Annotated in this window: 14 protein-coding genes; 6 read left to right on the top strand and 8 right to left on the bottom strand. The window is 70.9% G+C overall.

Annotated elements, in window-relative coordinates; all coding sequences use genetic code 11:
• Positions 1-60: 60 nt before the first annotated feature.
• The 5 genes from ABZU91_RS00080 to ABZU91_RS00100 are packed head-to-tail and all read right to left on the bottom strand — an operon-like array spanning position 61 to position 6,630.
• Positions 61-1,320: a cation:proton antiporter gene (locus ABZU91_RS00080; RefSeq protein WP_355232728.1), complete on the bottom strand. Its 1,260-nt coding sequence runs from the start codon at positions 1,318-1,320 to the stop codon at positions 61-63.
• On the bottom strand, positions 1,317-2,570 hold the full coding sequence (locus ABZU91_RS00085) for a cytochrome P450 (protein WP_355232729.1): 1,254 nt from the start codon (positions 2,568-2,570) through the stop codon (positions 1,317-1,319). Before ABZU91_RS00085 ends, ABZU91_RS00080 begins: the two co-directional genes overlap by 4 nt.
• Positions 2,567-3,556, bottom strand: coding sequence for an alpha-hydroxy acid oxidase (locus ABZU91_RS00090; protein WP_355232730.1), 990 nt, complete (start codon positions 3,554-3,556; stop codon positions 2,567-2,569). The genes ABZU91_RS00085 and ABZU91_RS00090 overlap by 4 nt, the downstream gene beginning before the upstream one ends.
• A 1-nt stretch (position 3,557) precedes the next feature.
• Positions 3,558-5,123, bottom strand: coding sequence for an NAD(P)-binding domain-containing protein (locus ABZU91_RS00095; protein WP_355232731.1), 1,566 nt, complete (start codon positions 5,121-5,123; stop codon positions 3,558-3,560).
• Entirely contained in the window at positions 5,113-6,630 is a 1,518-nt protein-coding gene (locus ABZU91_RS00100) for an aromatic amino acid ammonia-lyase (protein WP_355232732.1), read from the bottom strand. Before ABZU91_RS00100 ends, ABZU91_RS00095 begins: the two co-directional genes overlap by 11 nt.
• 63 nt (positions 6,631-6,693) lie before the next feature.
• Between ABZU91_RS00100 and ABZU91_RS00105 the strand changes: the two genes are divergently transcribed.
• Both ABZU91_RS00105 and ABZU91_RS00110 read left to right on the top strand, forming a co-directional pair.
• Positions 6,694-8,232 carry an NAD(P)-binding domain-containing protein gene (locus ABZU91_RS00105; RefSeq protein WP_355232733.1) on the top strand — a complete coding sequence of 513 codons (1,539 nt, stop codon included), beginning with the start codon at positions 6,694-6,696 and terminating at the stop codon, positions 8,230-8,232.
• Positions 8,222-9,595 carry a fatty acid--CoA ligase family protein gene (locus tag ABZU91_RS00110; RefSeq protein ID WP_355232734.1) on the top strand — a complete coding sequence of 458 codons (1,374 nt, stop codon included), beginning with the start codon at positions 8,222-8,224 and terminating at the stop codon, positions 9,593-9,595. Before ABZU91_RS00105 ends, ABZU91_RS00110 begins: the two co-directional genes overlap by 11 nt.
• Positions 9,596-9,665: 70 nt before the next feature.
• Here ABZU91_RS00110 and ABZU91_RS00115 read toward each other — a convergent pair whose 3' ends face one another.
• Positions 9,666-10,898 carry a hypothetical protein gene (locus tag ABZU91_RS00115; protein WP_355232735.1) on the bottom strand — a complete coding sequence of 411 codons (1,233 nt, stop codon included), beginning with the start codon at positions 10,896-10,898 and terminating at the stop codon, positions 9,666-9,668.
• 225 nt (positions 10,899-11,123) lie between these two features.
• On the bottom strand, positions 11,124-11,246 hold the full coding sequence (locus ABZU91_RS00120) for a 50S ribosomal protein L36 (RefSeq protein WP_091591861.1): 123 nt from the start codon (positions 11,244-11,246) through the stop codon (positions 11,124-11,126).
• 138 nt (positions 11,247-11,384) lie between these two features.
• Between ABZU91_RS00120 and ABZU91_RS00125 the strand changes: the two genes are divergently transcribed.
• Positions 11,385-12,290, top strand: coding sequence for a lytic polysaccharide monooxygenase (locus ABZU91_RS00125; protein WP_355232736.1), 906 nt, complete (start codon positions 11,385-11,387; stop codon positions 12,288-12,290).
• Between the two features lie 23 nt (positions 12,291-12,313).
• On the opposite strand, the gene mgrA is transcribed toward ABZU91_RS00125, so the two are convergent.
• Entirely contained in the window at positions 12,314-13,309 is a 996-nt protein-coding gene (gene mgrA / locus ABZU91_RS00130) for an L-glyceraldehyde 3-phosphate reductase (protein WP_355232737.1), read from the bottom strand.
• Between the two features lie 104 nt (positions 13,310-13,413).
• Between mgrA and ABZU91_RS00135 the strand changes: the two genes are divergently transcribed.
• The 3 genes from ABZU91_RS00135 to ABZU91_RS00145 are packed head-to-tail and all read left to right on the top strand — an operon-like array spanning position 13,414 to position 15,858.
• Positions 13,414-13,911 (top strand): hemerythrin domain-containing protein, encoded by a 498-nt coding sequence (locus tag ABZU91_RS00135; RefSeq protein ID WP_355232738.1) that lies wholly within the window; start codon positions 13,414-13,416, stop codon positions 13,909-13,911.
• A 55-nt stretch (positions 13,912-13,966) separates the two neighbouring features.
• The gene (locus tag ABZU91_RS00140; protein WP_355232739.1) at positions 13,967-15,211 is read left to right on the top strand and encodes a histidine kinase; all 1,245 of its coding nucleotides are present in this window, start codon (positions 13,967-13,969) and stop codon (positions 15,209-15,211) included.
• On the top strand, positions 15,208-15,858 hold the full coding sequence (locus ABZU91_RS00145; RefSeq protein ID WP_355232740.1) for a response regulator transcription factor: 651 nt from the start codon (positions 15,208-15,210) through the stop codon (positions 15,856-15,858). Before ABZU91_RS00140 ends, ABZU91_RS00145 begins: the two co-directional genes overlap by 4 nt.
• Positions 15,859-15,904: the final 46 nt, after the last annotated feature.

Here is a 15,904-nt window from a genome sequence, read left to right on the forward strand (position 1 = left end):
GACACCGGCTCATCGAGAAGTCTCTATGTCTCGGAGAACTTGTCGCCTCAAACAAACAATTTACCGGGTTCCGACGGCCACGCGCGACGGTGTGGGCGCGGAAGTTCGGGCCTCGCGTCGGTCGATCCAGGTGAGCAGCGGCGTCGTCATGAGTGTCGTGATGAGCGCGACCACCACCAGCACGGTGAAGAGCGACGAGTTCACGATGCCCGCCTCCAGTCCCACGTTCAGGGCGATGAGCTGCATCAGGCCCCGCGCGTTCATGAGGGCGCCGACCCGCAACGCGACAGTGTTCGGCTCGCCGCGCACCCGGGCCGCGGCCCAGCAGGCGCCGAACTTGCCGACGATCGCGACGGTCACGCACGCGGCGGCGAAGCCGAGTACGGCCAGGTTGCCCAACAGCGCGAACTCGGTGCGCAGCCCGGAGTAGGTGAAGAACAGCGGCAGGAACACCGTCGCCGCGATCGGCGTCAGCGTGTCGACCACCTTGTCGGTCTGCGCCGAGCGCGGCATCACCACACCGACCGCGAAAGCGCCGAAGACCGCGTAGAGCCCGATCTCGTCGGTGTACCAGGCGACCAGGAAGAGCACCGCCACAGTGCCGAGCAGCCGCGCACCTTCGCCCGGGAACCCCATCACGTAGCCGGTCACCCGCCGCCCACCCAGCCACAGCATCACCCCGAACAGCACCGCGCCACCCACGGTGACCAGGGCCGGGCCGGCGGCGCCCGAGGCGAACGCCAGCACCGCGGCCAGCATGATCCACGCGACCATGTCGTCGACCGCGCCGCTGGCCAGGGCGAGCAACCCGAAGCGGGTGCCGGCGAGGCCGCGTTCGGTGATGATCCGGGCGAGCATCGGGAAGGCCGTGATCGCCAGCGCCACGCCGACGAACGCCGCGGACACACCGAGCGACACGCCGTCCGTGCGGATCGGGACGAAGCCCGCCATGCCCAGGACCAGCAGGATCCCCAGCACCAGAGGGGCGCTGACACCCGCGAGTGACACCGCTCCCGCCGTGCCCGCGAGCCCGGTCACCCGGTGCGAGGTGAAGGCGTACCCGGCCTGGAACATGAACAGCACCAGGCCGACCTGGCCGACCACGTACAGGATCGGCAGCAGCGGCGCGGGAAAGAGCGCGGCCTGCGCGCCCGGCCACAGCAGGCCGAGCAGCGACGGGCCGAGCAGCACCCCGGCGAGCATCTCGCTCACCACGGGTGGCTGGCCCACCTTGCCCAGGAGCCAGGCGACCAGCTTGCAGAAGAGCAGGATGACCGCGACTGCGATGAAGAACCGCGGAGCGAGCTCGGTGGGGGTCATGCGTCTGCCTCCTCGAAGAACCGGGTGCACAACTTCTGTCGCCGGGCGTCGACGACCATCCAGGTGCCGCAGACGAGCTGCGTGAACGACCGCCCCACGTCGAAGAGCCGGTCACGCTGCCGCATGAGCGCGAGCCGTTTGCGGCCAGGACCGGCGAGACCTCGGGGCGTCAGGTACGCCGGACCGCGACTCGGCAGCGAGCGGGTGTGCGCCGCCGACGAGCTGACCGAGAAGCGCCGCAGCACCTCCCGGGTGGCCGCGCGCAACTGGACGGGGGCCGAGCCACGAGCCGGACAGGCCCGGTTGGCGGTGACGCCGTACGGGATGAAATGGGCGTCCTGCCGGCGCAACGACAGCCAGCGGTCCGGGTCGAACGCGTCGTCGGCTGCGGGGCCGGTGCGCTGGTAGGCCGGATAGTTGAAGAGCAGCACCGATCCGGTGGGGAGGGCGTGATCTCCCACGGTGATCGGTCCGGAGGTGATCCGGTGTGCGATACCGAACAGCGGGTACACGCGGAGCGTCTCGTCGATGATCCGGTCGAGGGAGTCGTCCGACGTGTCCTCGACGGACCGGGCGCACAGCAGGATGTGTGTCATGGCCTCCGACATCTGCACCACCGCCGTGTTGAAGAACGCGCCCTGGAGGTACCAGGCGGTCTCCAGGGCGGTGAAGGGCGGCGGCAGCACGACCGGGCACGTCCCCGCGTCGATCCGGTCCAGCAGGTAGCGGGTCAGGCGATCCCGCCGGGACATGTGCCGCAGACTCATCCCCTTCAGCGCGGTGACCACGTCGTCCGCGTTCGCCACGATGAGGTCCCGCACCTCGCGCGGGCAGGATGCGCCGAACACCAGCTCGTACGAGACCTCGGCCCAGATCGGCATCATCAGGTCCCGTAGCCGCACGTGACTGGTGCGGCCGGTCGGGAGCGCGTCGAGGATCCGGCGGGTCGCGGCCGTCGCCAGCTCGTCGGAGCGCGGGTGGGGGACGGCCAGCACCTGACGTGTCGTCCGCGCGACCGTCTTGTACGCCTCGCCGGGCTCCAGGTGCTCCTGATGCATCTGTGGACCGGGGGCGAGCCAGTACCAGAACAGGTCCGAGAGGCCGGCCCCGCGGCTGCGCCCGTCGGCGGCCGGGTGACTGTAGACCCGCTCGAAGTCCTCCGGCCCCACCAGCGGCCCGGGAACGGGAACCCCCTCGGTCCCGTTCACCTGCTCGAAGATCCACTCCCGGAGGGCGACCACCGCCTTCATCGGGTCACCACCTGGTCGGGCGTGAGATCGGCAGGTCGCCGCGCTCCGGCCAGGGCGAGGGCCTGATCCAGCTCCCCGGTGAGTCGTTCGAGGGTCTCCCGTACGCCCTCCGACCCGCCCGCCGCGAGCCCCCGCACCACCGGGCGCCCCACCAGCACCGCCTGCGCTCCGAGCGCCAGCGCGACCACCACGTCGGTGCCGGCGCGCACACCCCCGTCGAGCAGCACCGGAATCTGCCCGTTCACGGCTGCCACGACTGCGGGAAGCGCGTCGAGCGTGGGGATCGTCCCGTCGAGCTGTCGTCCGCCGTGGTTGGACACGATCACGCCGGCGGCGCCGTGCTCGACCGCGAGGCGGGCATCCGCCGGATGCAGGATCCCCTTGAGCAGGATCGGCAGGCCCGTGACGCCTTGGAGCCACGCGATTCGGTCCCACCCCACCGTCGCGTCCATCGCGATCGGGCGCACCTGGCCTGTCGCGTCGCGCATGTTCTCGCAGGCACAGCCGGCTGGCAGGTCGGTGAAGCCGTTGCGCAGGTCACGCTCGCGTCGCCCGAACACCGGGGAGTCCACGGTCACCACGATCGCCCGGCAGCCCGCCGACTCGGCGCGCTTCACCACGTACTCGGTGAAGTCGAGGTCGGGTTGGGGGTACAGCTGGAACCACAGCGTCCCGCCCACCGCCGCGATCTCCTCGATCGGCCGGGTGGCGGCCATGCTGACCACCATCGCGGTGCCGGCCGCCGCGGCTCCCCGCGCGGTGGCGACCTCGCCCTCGACATGCGCGAGGCGATGAAAGGCCGTCGGCGCGACCAGGACCGGTGCGGCCAGCGACGTGCCGGCCACAGTGGTGCGTAGGTCCCGCTCGCCGGTCGCCCGCAGCACCCGTGGCACGATCCACCGCCGCTCGAAGGCCCGCTCGTTGGCGGCCAGGGTGCGTTCGCGCCCGGCACCGCCTTCGAAGAAGTCCTGGTGGACCGGGTCCATGTCAGCCCTCGGCACCGGAGAGGCAACGGCCGAGGAACTCCTGTAGCGGCCGTACGTGGACCTCGGGCCGATCCCACTGGTTCTCCAGGTTCTCGGCGAGGTGGTGCGTGCTGATCAGCTGACCCTCGCGGTGGTAACGGACCACCGGGTGCAGGTACGCCGCGTCGTGCGCCTGCCCCACGACATCCTGGGCGACGCGGGACACGGTGATGTCGAACGGGTCGACCTGGTCGTGGTCGGGGCCGTACTCCAGCGTGATCACGAATGCCTGGTCGTACTCGTGGTCGGCGGTCTGCAGGCCGGTCGCCACGAGGTAGTCCACCGGTACCTCCTCGTGGTACCGGGCCGCGTCTCCGGCTACGGTGAGCACGTCGGCGAGGAACCCGAACTGCTGCCACAGGGCCGAGCTGCGGTTGATCCGCTCGATGACCGCCGCGGTCATGGCCGCCGGATCGGCGGCGAGCCTGTCCGACGGCCAGTCCGTGGCGTCGTACCGGCGGGCGAGGACCCTGTGCAGTGCGCGTACGGCGTAGCGGAAGCCGTGCACGAAACCACTCGTGGACTTCTTGAAGTCGCGTACCTGCGAGATCGTTCCGGCGAAGAACAGCCCCGGGACGTTCACCGACTCCCATGCTTGCGTCTGTGCCGGAAACCGGTCCCTGATGGTGAGCTGGGGTCGGGCCGAGGCGTCGAAGATCGAGTCGTCGAATCGGAATCCCGTGCACGCCAGCACCCGGTCGTAGTGCAGTTCCTTCACGACCTCGTTGGCCCGCGAGAAGCTGAACGTGACGCGGTAGCCCGTACCGTCGCGCTCGATGCTCTTGATCGTGCCGTCGAGGATCGCGTTCGCCGACTTGAGCTGGTAGGTGTCGAGGAAGTTGTTGTTCACCGCGCGCAGGTGCCCGACGTAGTGGGTGCGCCACGCCATCCGGACCGAGCTGGGCCCCGCGAGGTGGATAAGTGTCGTGGTCTCCATGAGGCTGTCGGCGGTCTCGAAGGCGGAGTTGCCCTTACCGATGATGAGCACCTTCTGGTCGAGATAGTCACGGGGCTCGACGCTCATCACGTCGTACCCCTCGGCCAGCTCGAATCCGGGGATGTCCGGGCGGTAGGTCTTCGACACACCGGTGGCGACGATCACCGCGCGGGCCTGCCAGCGCCGGTCGCCGGCCTCGACCGTGAACACGTCGTCGCGCTTGGACACGCGCGTCACCCGGGTGCCGTAACTGACCTTGACGCCCGTCTTCGCGGCGAAGTCGGCGAGGTATCGCACCATCACCTCGGCGTCGGGGAAGTACCGCTCGGTGTACTGCGTGAACAGCAGCGCCGGATCGTCGGTGAGCAGGGAGTTCCAGTCGAGCCGCAGATTCAGCTCGGGGTCGTCGGTGCCTGTGTGCGGTTTGTTGATCGAGATGAGTTGGCGGTGTCGCGGATAGGTGGCGAAGAACGCCCCCGGCCCGTCGGCGCCCTCCAGCACCACGTAGTCACGCGTGCCGTCGGCCTCGAGCAGGGCGGCGAGCTGAAGACCGGCCGGACCGGCCCCGATGATCAGGTAATCAAGCGTCACGGCGCTCACCGTACGAGTCGGAAATCAGAGATTTTTCAAGCTCTTCCAGAATCTCGACAGCCGTTCGTACGTCCCCGTCGAGTGGTCGGTCCGGATCGATCGGGGCGATTGCCTCCTCCAGGGCCCGCAGAGCACGGTCGCAACCCGCCGCCGTCGGGCGGCGCGCTCCGACATGCACCGCCTGGCGCAGACCCAGTCCCAGCGAACCGGTGATCAGGCGCAGGAGTTCCGCCTGGTCCAGGGCACGGAGCGCGGCCTGGGTGCCGAGCGGGATGACGTCCTGGTTGTGCAGGTTGGTCGGGAGGCTCTGCGTGCTCGCGGGTACGGTGTCCCGCCTGATCTCGGTGATGAGCGCGGTCGACGCGAGCTGGACGCCCTGTAGCCCGTGCTGCTGACCCGGCCCCGCCGCGAGCATCGGTGGCAGCCCGCCGTTGCGACCCGGATCCACCAGCAGGTCGAGCTGGCGCTCCGCGAGGTTGCCGACCTGGGCGATCACCATGGTCAGGACGTCGGCGGCGAAGGCAGCGGGCTGTCCGAAGAAGTTGCCGCCGTGCACGACCCTGTCGTCGGCCGGGAAGAACAGCGGGTTGTCGCTGACCCCGCCGAGGTCCGCCGCCACGACGCCGTCGACATAGCGCAGGGCGTCCTCGGCCGCGCCGAGCAACTGTGGCGCGCAGCGGATGCTGTACGGCTCCTGCAAGGGTCTGGTGCCCGACGCCCGCAGACCGACGCAGGTCGCCCGCATCGCGGCGCCGACCTCGATGGCGCCCCGGTGACCGTAGGCGGCCAGGAGGGCGCGATCGAGGAACTGCGGGTCGCTGCCGAGCAGATCGGCCAGGAGGCAGCTCAACGTCTGCACCACGCGGTGCGAGGCGCGGACCCGGTCCAGGGCGAGGGTCAGCGCGGCGGTGGTCAGCGACGTGCCGTTGACGAGCGCGAGCGCGTCCCGGCCGTCGAGCGGCAGCGGTTCCAGGCCCGCCTTCGCCAGTGCCTCCCCGGCGGGCATCCGGACGCCGTCCAGATAGGCGTGTCCGCGCCCGCGCAGCGCCTGGGCGGCGGCACCGAGCGGAATCAGGTCGCCGCTGGCCCCCACGGAACCGAGCCGGGGCATCGCCGGTGTGAACGTCGTGCCGAGCATGGCCGCGAGCGCGTCGATCACGTGCGGCGAGACCCCGGACGCGCCCCGGGCCAGAGACCAGGCGCGGACCAACAGCGTCGCGCGTACGACGTCCGGGGCGAGGTCCGGACCCTGGCCCGCGCCGAGGTGGGCGAGGGTGTTGTCGGCCTGGTCGCGTTGGTCGGCTCGACCCGCGTACCCGACGAGTGCCCCGAAACCGGTGGTGGCACCGTAGATCGCCCGGTCGTCGCCGAGTGCCTTGCCCAGGAATGCGCGGCCGGTCGTCACCCGGTTGCGTACCTCTTCGCCCACCACGACCGTGACCGGGCCTGCTGCGGCGCGCAGGTCGGCGGGGCGCAGCGGCGCTGCCAGATCCACCTGAATCGTCATGGAAGCGGATGCTACGAACAGCTTCTCAGAGCGTTCTGAAATCGCCTCAGTAAATTGCGCCGCATGACGCACGATTGCCTGATCATCGGAGCCGGGCCGGCGGGTCTGCAGCTCGCGGCCCTGCTCGAGCGCGACGGTCACGACTATGTGGTGCTCGAGGGCGGCCCCCGGGCGGGCATGTTCTTCGAGACCTATCCCCGGCACCGCCAGCTGATCTCGATCAACAAGGTGTGGACCGGCTCGGAGGATCCGGAGTTCAATCTACGGTCGGACTGGAACTCGTTGCTGACCGACGATCCGGCGCTGCTCTTCAAGAACTACAGCAGGCGCTACTTTCCGGCCGCGGACGATCTGGTGCGTTATCTCGCCGACTTCGCGCGGGGTTTGCGCGTCCGTTACGACACCCGGGTGACAGCCGTGTCGAAGGCCGGCGACGTCTTCACGGTACGGGCCGGCGACGACACCTGGACGGCACGGCGAGTCGTCGTCGCCACCGGCGTCTCTCAGCTCTACGTGCCGCCGATCGAGGGCGTGGACCTGGCCGAGCGTTACGACACGGTGAGCGTCGACCCCGCCGATTTCGTCAACCAGCGGGTGTTGATCCTCGGTAAGGGCAACTCGGCCTTCGAGACCGCGGACGCGCTCGTCGAGACCGCCGCCACGATTCACGTCGCCGGGCCGCACAGCATCAAGCTGGCCTGGCAGTCCCACTACGTCGGTCACCTGCGCGCGGTGAACAACAACTTCCTGGACACCTATCAGCTGAAGTCGCAGAACGCTGTCCTGGACGGCACTGTGGAGCACATCAGCCAGCGGGAGGGCGGTGGGTTCCGGGTGCTCCTCCGGTACGCCCGGACGGTCGAGAACCTGCGTGAACTCGAGTACGACCGGATCATCCTCTGCACCGGGTTCCGCTTCGACGCGTCCATCTTCGCCGAGTCCGCCCGGCCGGAGCTGGTCATCAACGATCGGTTCCCGGCGCAGACGCCGGCCTTCGAGTCGGTGAACATTCCCGGTCTGCACTTCGCCGGCACCCTCAGCCAGCAGCGTGACTTCAAGAAGTCCACGAACGGCTTCATCCACGGCTTCCGCTATGCCACCCGCGCGCTGCACCACATCCTGCGCGAGCGGCACCACGGGCAGCCCTGGCCGTCCCGGCAGATCGCCCTGACGCCGGAGGCGATCGCCGACTCGATAATCGCCCGGATCAACGTGACCTCGGCGCTGTGGCAGCAGTTCGCGGTGCTCGGCGACGTCATCACGGTCGAGGACGAGACCGCCCGCTACCGCGAGGAGATGCCGGTCGCCTACCTGCGGGAGGCGGAACCGGACGTGTTCGCGTTCCTGGTGACCCTGGAGTACGGCCCCGACCACGACCAGGTCGACCCGTTCGACGTCACCGTGCCGCGTCCGGCCGAGAACGACGCGAACGCCGCGCACGACGCCAGCTATCTCCACCCCGTCGTGCGGGTGCTACGCGACGGGCAGGTCGTCGCCGAGCACCACCTGGCGGAGAACCTGGAGAACAACTGGGACCTGCCGACCGTGCACCGGCAGCCCCTCGAGGTCTTCGTCAAGGGCGTCCTCGCCGATGTCCGATGACGTCTGGCCGCAGCCCGTCCTCGACCTCCTGACCGCCGGCGGGGACCGGCCGGTCTTCGAGGACGGGCCGGTCGTCACGTCCGCAGCGGAGATGGCGGGTCTGATCCGGCGCATCGCGGCCGGGCTGCGCTCCTTGGGCGCGGGGCCAGGAGTGGGTGTCACGCTCGATCTGCCGGTCACCGCAGCCGCCTTCGCCGCCACGGTTGCCGCCTTCGCCGTGGGGGCGCGGGTGTCCGGGTGGCGTGCCGACCTGAGCCCGGCACAACGTGCCGGCGCCCTCGTGGTCGACTCGGCTCGGCTGGCCTCGCTCGCCGAGCACCCCGACGACGGGCTGCCACTCGTCGCGGCGGGACGGCCCGATGATCCCGCGCGGATCATCTGGACCAGTGGGAGCACGGGGACGCCGAAGGGCGTGGTCCAGAGCTATGCGGCCATGTCGGCGGCCTGGGTGCCGTACCCGGACCGGTGGCCCCCGGCCATCGCCGACCTGGCCACCCGGTTGCAGCGCTACCTGGTCTTCGGCTCGCTGGCCAGTCAGGTGATGCTGGAGTACGGCGTCCTCGCCCTCGCGGCGGGCGGCACCCTCGTCGTGGCACCCCGGCCGGTCTTCCCGGCTGCCCTGGTCGAGCACCGCGCCACCGCGAGTGTGATCACGGTCGGCAAGTTGCACCAACTGATCCGGGACCAACAGGCCCACCCGGTCGACCTGAGTCACCTGCGTGCGCTGATGGTCTCCGGGTCGCCCCTCGCGCCGGGCCGACTGGCGGAGGCGCTCGACGTACTGGGTCCGGTGCTCTTCCACGGCTACGGTCAGACCGAGACGTCGATGATCGCGATGGCGACCCCCGGCGAGATGGTGGCGAACGCGGCCACGCTCGCCACTGTCGGTCGTCCGGCCGTGGAGGTCTCTGTCCGCGATGGGGAGATCTACGTCCGCGCCCCCGCGCAGGCATCGTCGTACTGGCAGGACCCGGACGAGTCGGCCGAGGTGTTCGTGGACGGCTGGGTGCGGACCCGTGACCTGGGTGAGCTCGATGCCGACGGTTACCTGCGGCTGCTCGGGCGCACCCGGGACGTGATCATCGTCAACGCGCAGTTGGTCCACGCCGGAGCTGTGGAGCGGGCGCTCGCCTCCGATGCCGCGATCGCCGAGGCGTACGTCGTCGGCGGTCCGGACGAGACGACCGGCGAGGCCGTGCACGCCTTCGTGGTGCCGGCGGCCGGGAGGACGCCTGATCCGGACCTGCTGCGCAAGCTCGTGGCCGTACAGATGGGCGATCTTGCCGTGCCCCGAACCGTCACGGTCGTCGACCGGGTCCCGCTCGCCGCCAGCGGCAAACCCGACAAGAGTCAACTCCGGTAGCTCCGGTAGCGCGAAACGCAGGACGCCCGGACCGGTTCCCCGGTCCGGGCGTCCTGCTGTCGCCGCCCGGCTACTGGCCGAAGCGGGCCCGGATGTCGTACTCGTAGGACGCCTTCTGCCAGATCACCGAGAACCGGCCCGTCGGGCTGGACGCCGGCTGCGCGTAGCGCCCGTCCGGAGCGATGATCTCGGCCGCCCCGAACGCGCCGTCCTGCCCGATCGTCCTGGCCTGCACCTGGGTGGTCGAGAAGTCCGGGCTGGGGGTGTTCCAGGTGACGAGACCGTCGCCGTCGTCGTCGAGGGTGATCTTCGGCCAGTCGCCGACGCCGAGTCGGGTGACAGTGCCGAGGACGCCGGTGCTGGAGATCGAGCGGGCGAAAACCTGCCTACCGTCGGACGTCCAGCGACCCCAGGTCAGCACCGCGTCGCCGTCCAGATCACCGGCGAGTTCGTCGAAGAGCGTCAGCTCGTGGGCGGCCGGCGAGACGCTGATGACACTGCCCAACGTGTCGGTGCGGCTGAGCTGCCGCACGCGCAGGCGGGGCAGCTCACCCGCCTTCGACCACCGGTAGCTGATCACCGCGTCCCCGTCCCGGTCCACGGCGAGCGAGACGCTGGCGTATCTCACGTCGGTGGCCCGGCCGGCGATGACGCGCAGGGCGGAGACCCCCTCCGGGCGGACCCGGCGCGCGACGACCCGCTCGTAGCTCTCCGTCCAGGCCACGAGGGCGGTTCCGGTGCGGTCGACGCCCACGACCGGCTGGTCCACACCGACACCGAGGGTCAACTCCGGACCAAGCGAGCTGTCCGCGCCGAAGTAACGGGCCTTCGTCGTGTACGTGCCGTCGCGGATCTCCGTCCAGGTGACCAGCGCCAGTCCCGACGGGTCGACCGCGACGGCCGGACTGACCCCGTGCCACGTGGCGATCATCTGGAGCGGACCCAGTTCGCCGGTGGCGGACACGCGGCGTCCCGCCACGAGACCGTCCTGCGTCCACACCACGGCGGAGTCGCCGTCGTCGTCGGACGCCACCTTGGGCCAGGACGCGGACGCGCCGAGCGGCGAGAGCGTCTGGACCGGACCCGGTACGCCGTCGACCGAGACCGTCTGGGTCTTCACCTGGTCGTAGCAGCCGCTCGCGTTGCTGTCGCAGCCCGCCCAGGCCAGCAGTGCGTCGCCCTGCCGGTCTACCGCGACGAAGGGCTGGTCCTGCCCGCTCCAACCGGCCTCCGACACGACCTGGATCGGCGACCACGTGGCCGCCCACGCGGGTGCCGGAACGGCGGCCAGGGCCGCCAACACGCCGACCACGCCGGCGGTGAGCTGTCGCGTACGCCGTCGGGTCGCTGATCTGTCTGATCTGTCCGGTCTGTGCACCGTCGCCCCCTCGATCGATGAACGTGCTTGATCAAGGGGCATGATGCCATCGACCGGGCCACACCGCTTGCCGGCAGCCGAGACGCGAAACGCCCCGACCGGATGGTCCCGGTCGGGGCGTTCTCGACTGTATGTCCGGTAAGGGGTTGATCAGCCCTGACGGCTCTTCCACTGCGGGTTCGCGCGGTTCACCACGACCACCCGGCCGCGACGACGGACCACCACCGAACCGGGCTTCTGCTTCAGGGAACGCAACGAGCTACGTACCTTCATGTCTGCCTCCTCGGCCTGGGGTCTGGCCTTCATTCGGTACCGGTTATCGGAACGCCGGGGACCGCCGCGCGATTCCCGCGCCCCGGGCGTCGAACCTTTGGCCCTCCGCGCCCGTACCACTACCCGGGAGGTCAAGCCATGAGCGTGCGTCGGATGCTCGTCACGGTGCTGGTCGCCGTGGCGGCGGCACCGCTGGGCGCGGCACCGGCCTGGGCGCACGGCGCCCCCACCGACCCCGTCAGCCGGGCGGCGGCCTGCGGACCCGAGGGCAGGTACGCCTCCACCAGCGCCTGCCGAGCGGCCGTGGCGGCGGGCGCGGCGGTGCGGGAATGGGACAACGTACGCGTCGCGGCGATCAACGGTCGGGACCGGGAGCGGATTCCGGACGGCGAACTGTGCAGCGGTGGGCTCTCCGCGTACCGGGGGCTGGACCTGCCCCGCACCGACTGGCCGAGCACCCGGTTGACCACCGGCGCGACGTTCACCTTCCGGTACCGGACCACCATCGAGCACAAGGGCACCTTCCGGCTCTACGTCACCACAGCCGACTACGACCCCGGCAAGCCGCTGACCTGGTCGGATCTGGAACCGCGTCCGTTCCTGACCCGGACCGACCCGCCCGTGCGGGCCGGGGCGTACCAACTGGCCGGCCGGCTGCCGACGGGTCGCACCGGGCGTCACCTGATCTACACGATCTGGCAGAACTCCAACACCCCGGACACCTACTACTCCTGCTCCGACGTGGTCTTCACGGCCCCGCCCGGCACCGAGAAGCGCGCCGCCACGACGAAGGCCTCCGCGCGTACCCCCGCCAGCCGGCCGGCCGCCACGGAGTCGGCGGTGGCGGCGGCGGCCGACCCGGGCGTGCCGGTGGCGTCGGTGACCGACCTCGACGGCCGGTGGCCGGTACTGGCCGGAGCCGCCGTCGTGCTGGTCCTGGCGGTGCTGATCGGCGTGGGCCGGCGGCGGCGTGAGCCCGTCGTGCCGGCGGGACGACGGTGCGAGGTGCGCAACCACCGCGCCGGGCGGCGCCGGATCTGGTGACCCGGCCGCCCGTACTGCGGCGGTCAGCCCAGCAGCCGGTCGATCTCGGCCAGGTCCTCGGCGCTCAGGTCGAGGTTGTGCACGGCAGCGATGTTGGTCTCCAACTGCTCGACGCTGCTCGCCCCGATGATGAGGCTGGTCATCCGCGGGTCGCGCAGCGCCCAGGCCAGCGCGAGCTGGGCCAGGGACTGGCCGCGCCGCTCGGCGACCGCGCCGAGCCCGCGGATGGTGGCCATCTTCTCGTCGTCGAGGTCACTCTCGTTGAGGAAGACGCTGGTCCGCACCCGCGAGTCGGCCGGGATGCCCTTGAGGTAACGGTCCGTCAGCAGGCCCTGAGCGAGAGGGCTGTACGCGATGCAGCCGGCACCGACCTGCTCCAGCGTGTCGAGCAGGCCGTCGTCCTCGGTCCAGCGGTTGAGCATCGAGTACGACGGCTGGTTGATCAGCAGCGGCGTGCCCAGCTCGCGCAGGATCGCCGCAGCCTTCGCGGTCTGCTCCGAGTTGTAGTTGGAGATGCCCACGTAGAGCGCCTTGCCGGAGCGGACGATCGCGTCCAGCGCGCCCATCGTCTCTTCCAGCGGGGTGTCCGGGTCGAAGCGGTGCGAGTAGAAGATGTCGACGTAGTCCAGGCCCATCCGGCCCAGCGACTGGTCCAGCGACGAGATCAGGTTCTTGCGCGAGCCCCACTCGCCGTACGGGCCGGGCCACATGAGGTAGCCGGCCTTGCTGGAGATGACCAGCTCGTCGCGGTACGCCTTCAGGTCGGTGGCGAGCATCCGGCCGAAGTTCTCCTCCGCCGAACCGGGCGGCGGGCCGTAGTTGTTGGCCAGGTCGAAGTGGGTGACGCCCAGGTCGAACGCGCGTCGGACGATGTCGCGCTGGCGCTCGTACGGGCGGTCCGGGCCGAAGTTGTGCCACAGCCCGAGGGAGACGGCGGGCAGCCGCAGGCCACTGCGTCCACTGCGCCGGTAGGTCATGGTGTCGTAGCGGTCTTCCGCGGCGAGGTAGGTCACGATCATGAGCCTAACCGCGGTCGGACGTGCCCGAGATCGGGCGTGGGAAGTCGGACGTCGGGGTAGTTTCGACGCGACGACCGGTCCCGGACCCGCAGAAAGTGAACGACGTGGACGACATCACCGCACTGATCCTGGACGACCACGCCGCCTTCCGGCGCGGCTTCGCCCGCCTCGACGACGCCCGCGACGAGCAGGAACTGCTGGCCATCTGGGACGCCCTCGCCCTGCACCTCGACATCCACGCCGAGGCCGAGGAGGCGATCCTCTACCCGCACCTGGTCAAGCACGGCGACGACGGCGAGGACGAGACCGCCGACGCCATCGGCGACCACAACAAGATCCGGGATGCCATCGCCGAGTCCAAACTGCACCCGGTCGGCTCGAAGCCCTGGTGGGAGGCTGTCGGCACGGCCCGCCGGGAGAACAGCGAGCACCTGGCCGAGGAGGAGGACGAGGCGCTGCCCGACTTCCGCCGGCACGCCGGCTTCGAACTGCGCGCCGAGCTGGGGCAACGCTGGCTGACCTTCTACGGCGAGCACAAGAACGGCCGTGACCTTGCGTTCCGCGACAAGGACCCGCAGGGGTACGTCGCCGACCACCGCTGAGATCTCCCCGGTACGGGGGAGTCGCGCGCCCGCCCGACGGCAGCAGAATGATCCGATGACCCTCCGCGCGGTGCTGGCCCCGCTGGTCGCGGGCAGCACCTGGCGACGCGGCGTCTTCCTGCTGCTGGGCGGCGTGCTGGCCCTGCCGTACGGCGTCCTCGCGGTGACCTTCGCGCAGATGTTGCGTGACTCGGCGATTCCCCGCCCGCTGGTGTACGTCCTGCTGGTGATCGCCGCGCTGATCGCCGTGGTGCCCTTGCTGCTGGACGGCAGTCGGGCGCTGGAGATCGCCGCCGTACGGGCGCTGCTCGGCGTCGACCTGCCCGACCCGGCCCTGGGACACCGCGGCGACCGGGAGAGCCGCCTGCGCAGCGCGCTCTGGATCGCCACGCACCTCATCGTCGGCGCAGTGGTGATGATCGCGCTGTTCAGCGCCCTGCCGATGGCGCTGGCCTTCATCGCGCAGCAGTTCGGTGTCGGCGACGAGCTGACCAGCCGGGAACGGTTCGGGCCGTTGGACGGGCGGGACAGCGGCTGGCTCACCCTCAGCGGGGTCGCCCTGCTGGTCGGCCTCGGCTACGCCGTGGCCGGGCTCGGCGCGCTCGCCGTGTCGATGGCTCCGGTGCTGCTCGGTCCCGCCCAGGCGGAGCGGATCGCCGCCCTGGAAGTGCGGGCCACCCGGCTCGCCGAACGCAACCGGCTGGCCCGCGAACTGCACGACTCCGTCGGTCACGCGTTGACCGTGGCGACCCTCCAGGCCGGCGCCGCCCGCGAGGTGCTCGACACCGACCCGGAATTCGTCCGGCGCGCGCTGGCCGCCATCGAGGACGCCGGCCGGACCGCGATGGACGAGCTGGACCACGTGTTGGGGCTGCTCCGCGAGACCGGCGGTGACCGGCCGTCGGTGGCGCCACAGCGTACGCTCGCCGACCTGGACCGGCTGGTCACCGACGCCCGCGCGGCCGGGCTGACGGTCTACGACAGCCGCGCCGGCGACCCCGCGGCGGTGCCCGCGGTGGTCTCCCGGGAGGGTTACCGCATCGTCCAGGAGGGACTGACCAACGCCGCCCGCCACGGCCACGGGCCGGTGACGCTGCGGCTCGACCTGCACCGCGATGCTCTGGAGTTGGAAATGGAAAATGCCCTCGGCCGACAGCGTCGCTCCGATCCGGGGCGGGGCGGGCGGGGCCTGGACGGTATCCGGGAACGGGTGCTGCTGCTCGGCGGCCGGCTCACCGTCGGCCCGGACGGCGACCGCTGGCTCGTCCGGGCCCGCCTGCCGTACGAGGACGCGCGATGAGCACCGGCGTGCTGATCGTCGACGACGACGAGCTGATCCGGGTCGGGCTGCGGGCCATCATCGACGCGCAACCCGATCTGCGGGTGCTCGCCGAGGCCGCCGACGGCGCAGAGGTGCCGCCCCTGGTCGCCCGCCACCGCCCGGACGTGGTGCTGATGGACGTGCGGATGCCCGGCATCGACGGTATCCAGGCCACCCGACACCTGCTGGCGACCTCCGCCGACCCGCCCCGGGTACTGGTGGTCACCACGTTCGCCAACGACGAGTACGTCTACGAGGCGCTGCGCGCCGGAGCGTCCGGCTTCCTGCTCAAGCGAGCCCGACCGGCGGAGGTCGTCGAGGCGGTCCGGGTCGTCGCGGCGGGGGAGTCGCTGCTGTTCCCGGCCGCGATCCGCCAGCTCGTCGGCGCGTACGGGCCGGCGGGTGGGGACCGTCTGCGCGCCGCGCGCCTCACCGAGCGGGAGGCCGAGGTGCTGCGGCTCATGGCGACCGGCCGGTCCAACCCGGAGATCGCCGCCCACCTGGTCGTCGGAGTGGAGACGGTCAAGACGCACGTCGGCAACGTGTTGGCCAAGCTGGGCGTCCGCGACCGCACCCAGGCGGTCATCGCCGCCTACGAGTCCGGCTTCGTCACCCCGTCCGGCTGACCGGCCGTTCCCCCGGCCGGGGGAGCCGGTTCACCGTCGCCCGGGA

Origin of the sequence: Micromonospora sp. NPDC005174, from assembly GCF_040608495.1 — a bacterium.
Lineage (GTDB): Bacteria > Actinomycetota > Actinomycetes > Mycobacteriales > Micromonosporaceae > Micromonospora.

What these genes read in the sequence shown, in the direction of transcription:
- ABZU91_RS00080 (WP_355232728.1), bottom strand. Translation starts at nt 1,320, where the DNA reads ATGACCCCCACCGAGCTCGCTCCGCGGTTCTTCATCGCAGTCGCGGTC.
- ABZU91_RS00085 (WP_355232729.1), bottom strand. Translation starts at nt 2,570, where the DNA reads ATGAAGGCGGTGGTCGCCCTCCGGGAGTGGATCTTCGAGCAGGTGAAC.
- ABZU91_RS00090 (WP_355232730.1), bottom strand. Translation starts at nt 3,556, where the DNA reads ATGGACCCGGTCCACCAGGACTTCTTCGAAGGCGGTGCCGGGCGCGAA.
- ABZU91_RS00100 (WP_355232732.1), bottom strand. Translation starts at nt 6,630, where the DNA reads ATGACGATTCAGGTGGATCTGGCAGCGCCGCTGCGCCCCGCCGACCTG.
- ABZU91_RS00105 (WP_355232733.1), top strand. Translation starts at nt 6,694, where the DNA reads ATGACGCACGATTGCCTGATCATCGGAGCCGGGCCGGCGGGTCTGCAG.
- ABZU91_RS00110 (WP_355232734.1), top strand. Translation starts at nt 8,222, where the DNA reads ATGTCCGATGACGTCTGGCCGCAGCCCGTCCTCGACCTCCTGACCGCC.
- ABZU91_RS00120 (WP_091591861.1), bottom strand. Translation starts at nt 11,246, where the DNA reads ATGAAGGTACGTAGCTCGTTGCGTTCCCTGAAGCAGAAGCCCGGTTCG.
- ABZU91_RS00125 (WP_355232736.1), top strand. Translation starts at nt 11,385, where the DNA reads ATGAGCGTGCGTCGGATGCTCGTCACGGTGCTGGTCGCCGTGGCGGCG.
- mgrA (WP_355232737.1), bottom strand. Translation starts at nt 13,309, where the DNA reads ATGATCGTGACCTACCTCGCCGCGGAAGACCGCTACGACACCATGACC.
- ABZU91_RS00140 (WP_355232739.1), top strand. Translation starts at nt 13,967, where the DNA reads ATGACCCTCCGCGCGGTGCTGGCCCCGCTGGTCGCGGGCAGCACCTGG.
- ABZU91_RS00145 (WP_355232740.1), top strand. Translation starts at nt 15,208, where the DNA reads ATGAGCACCGGCGTGCTGATCGTCGACGACGACGAGCTGATCCGGGTC.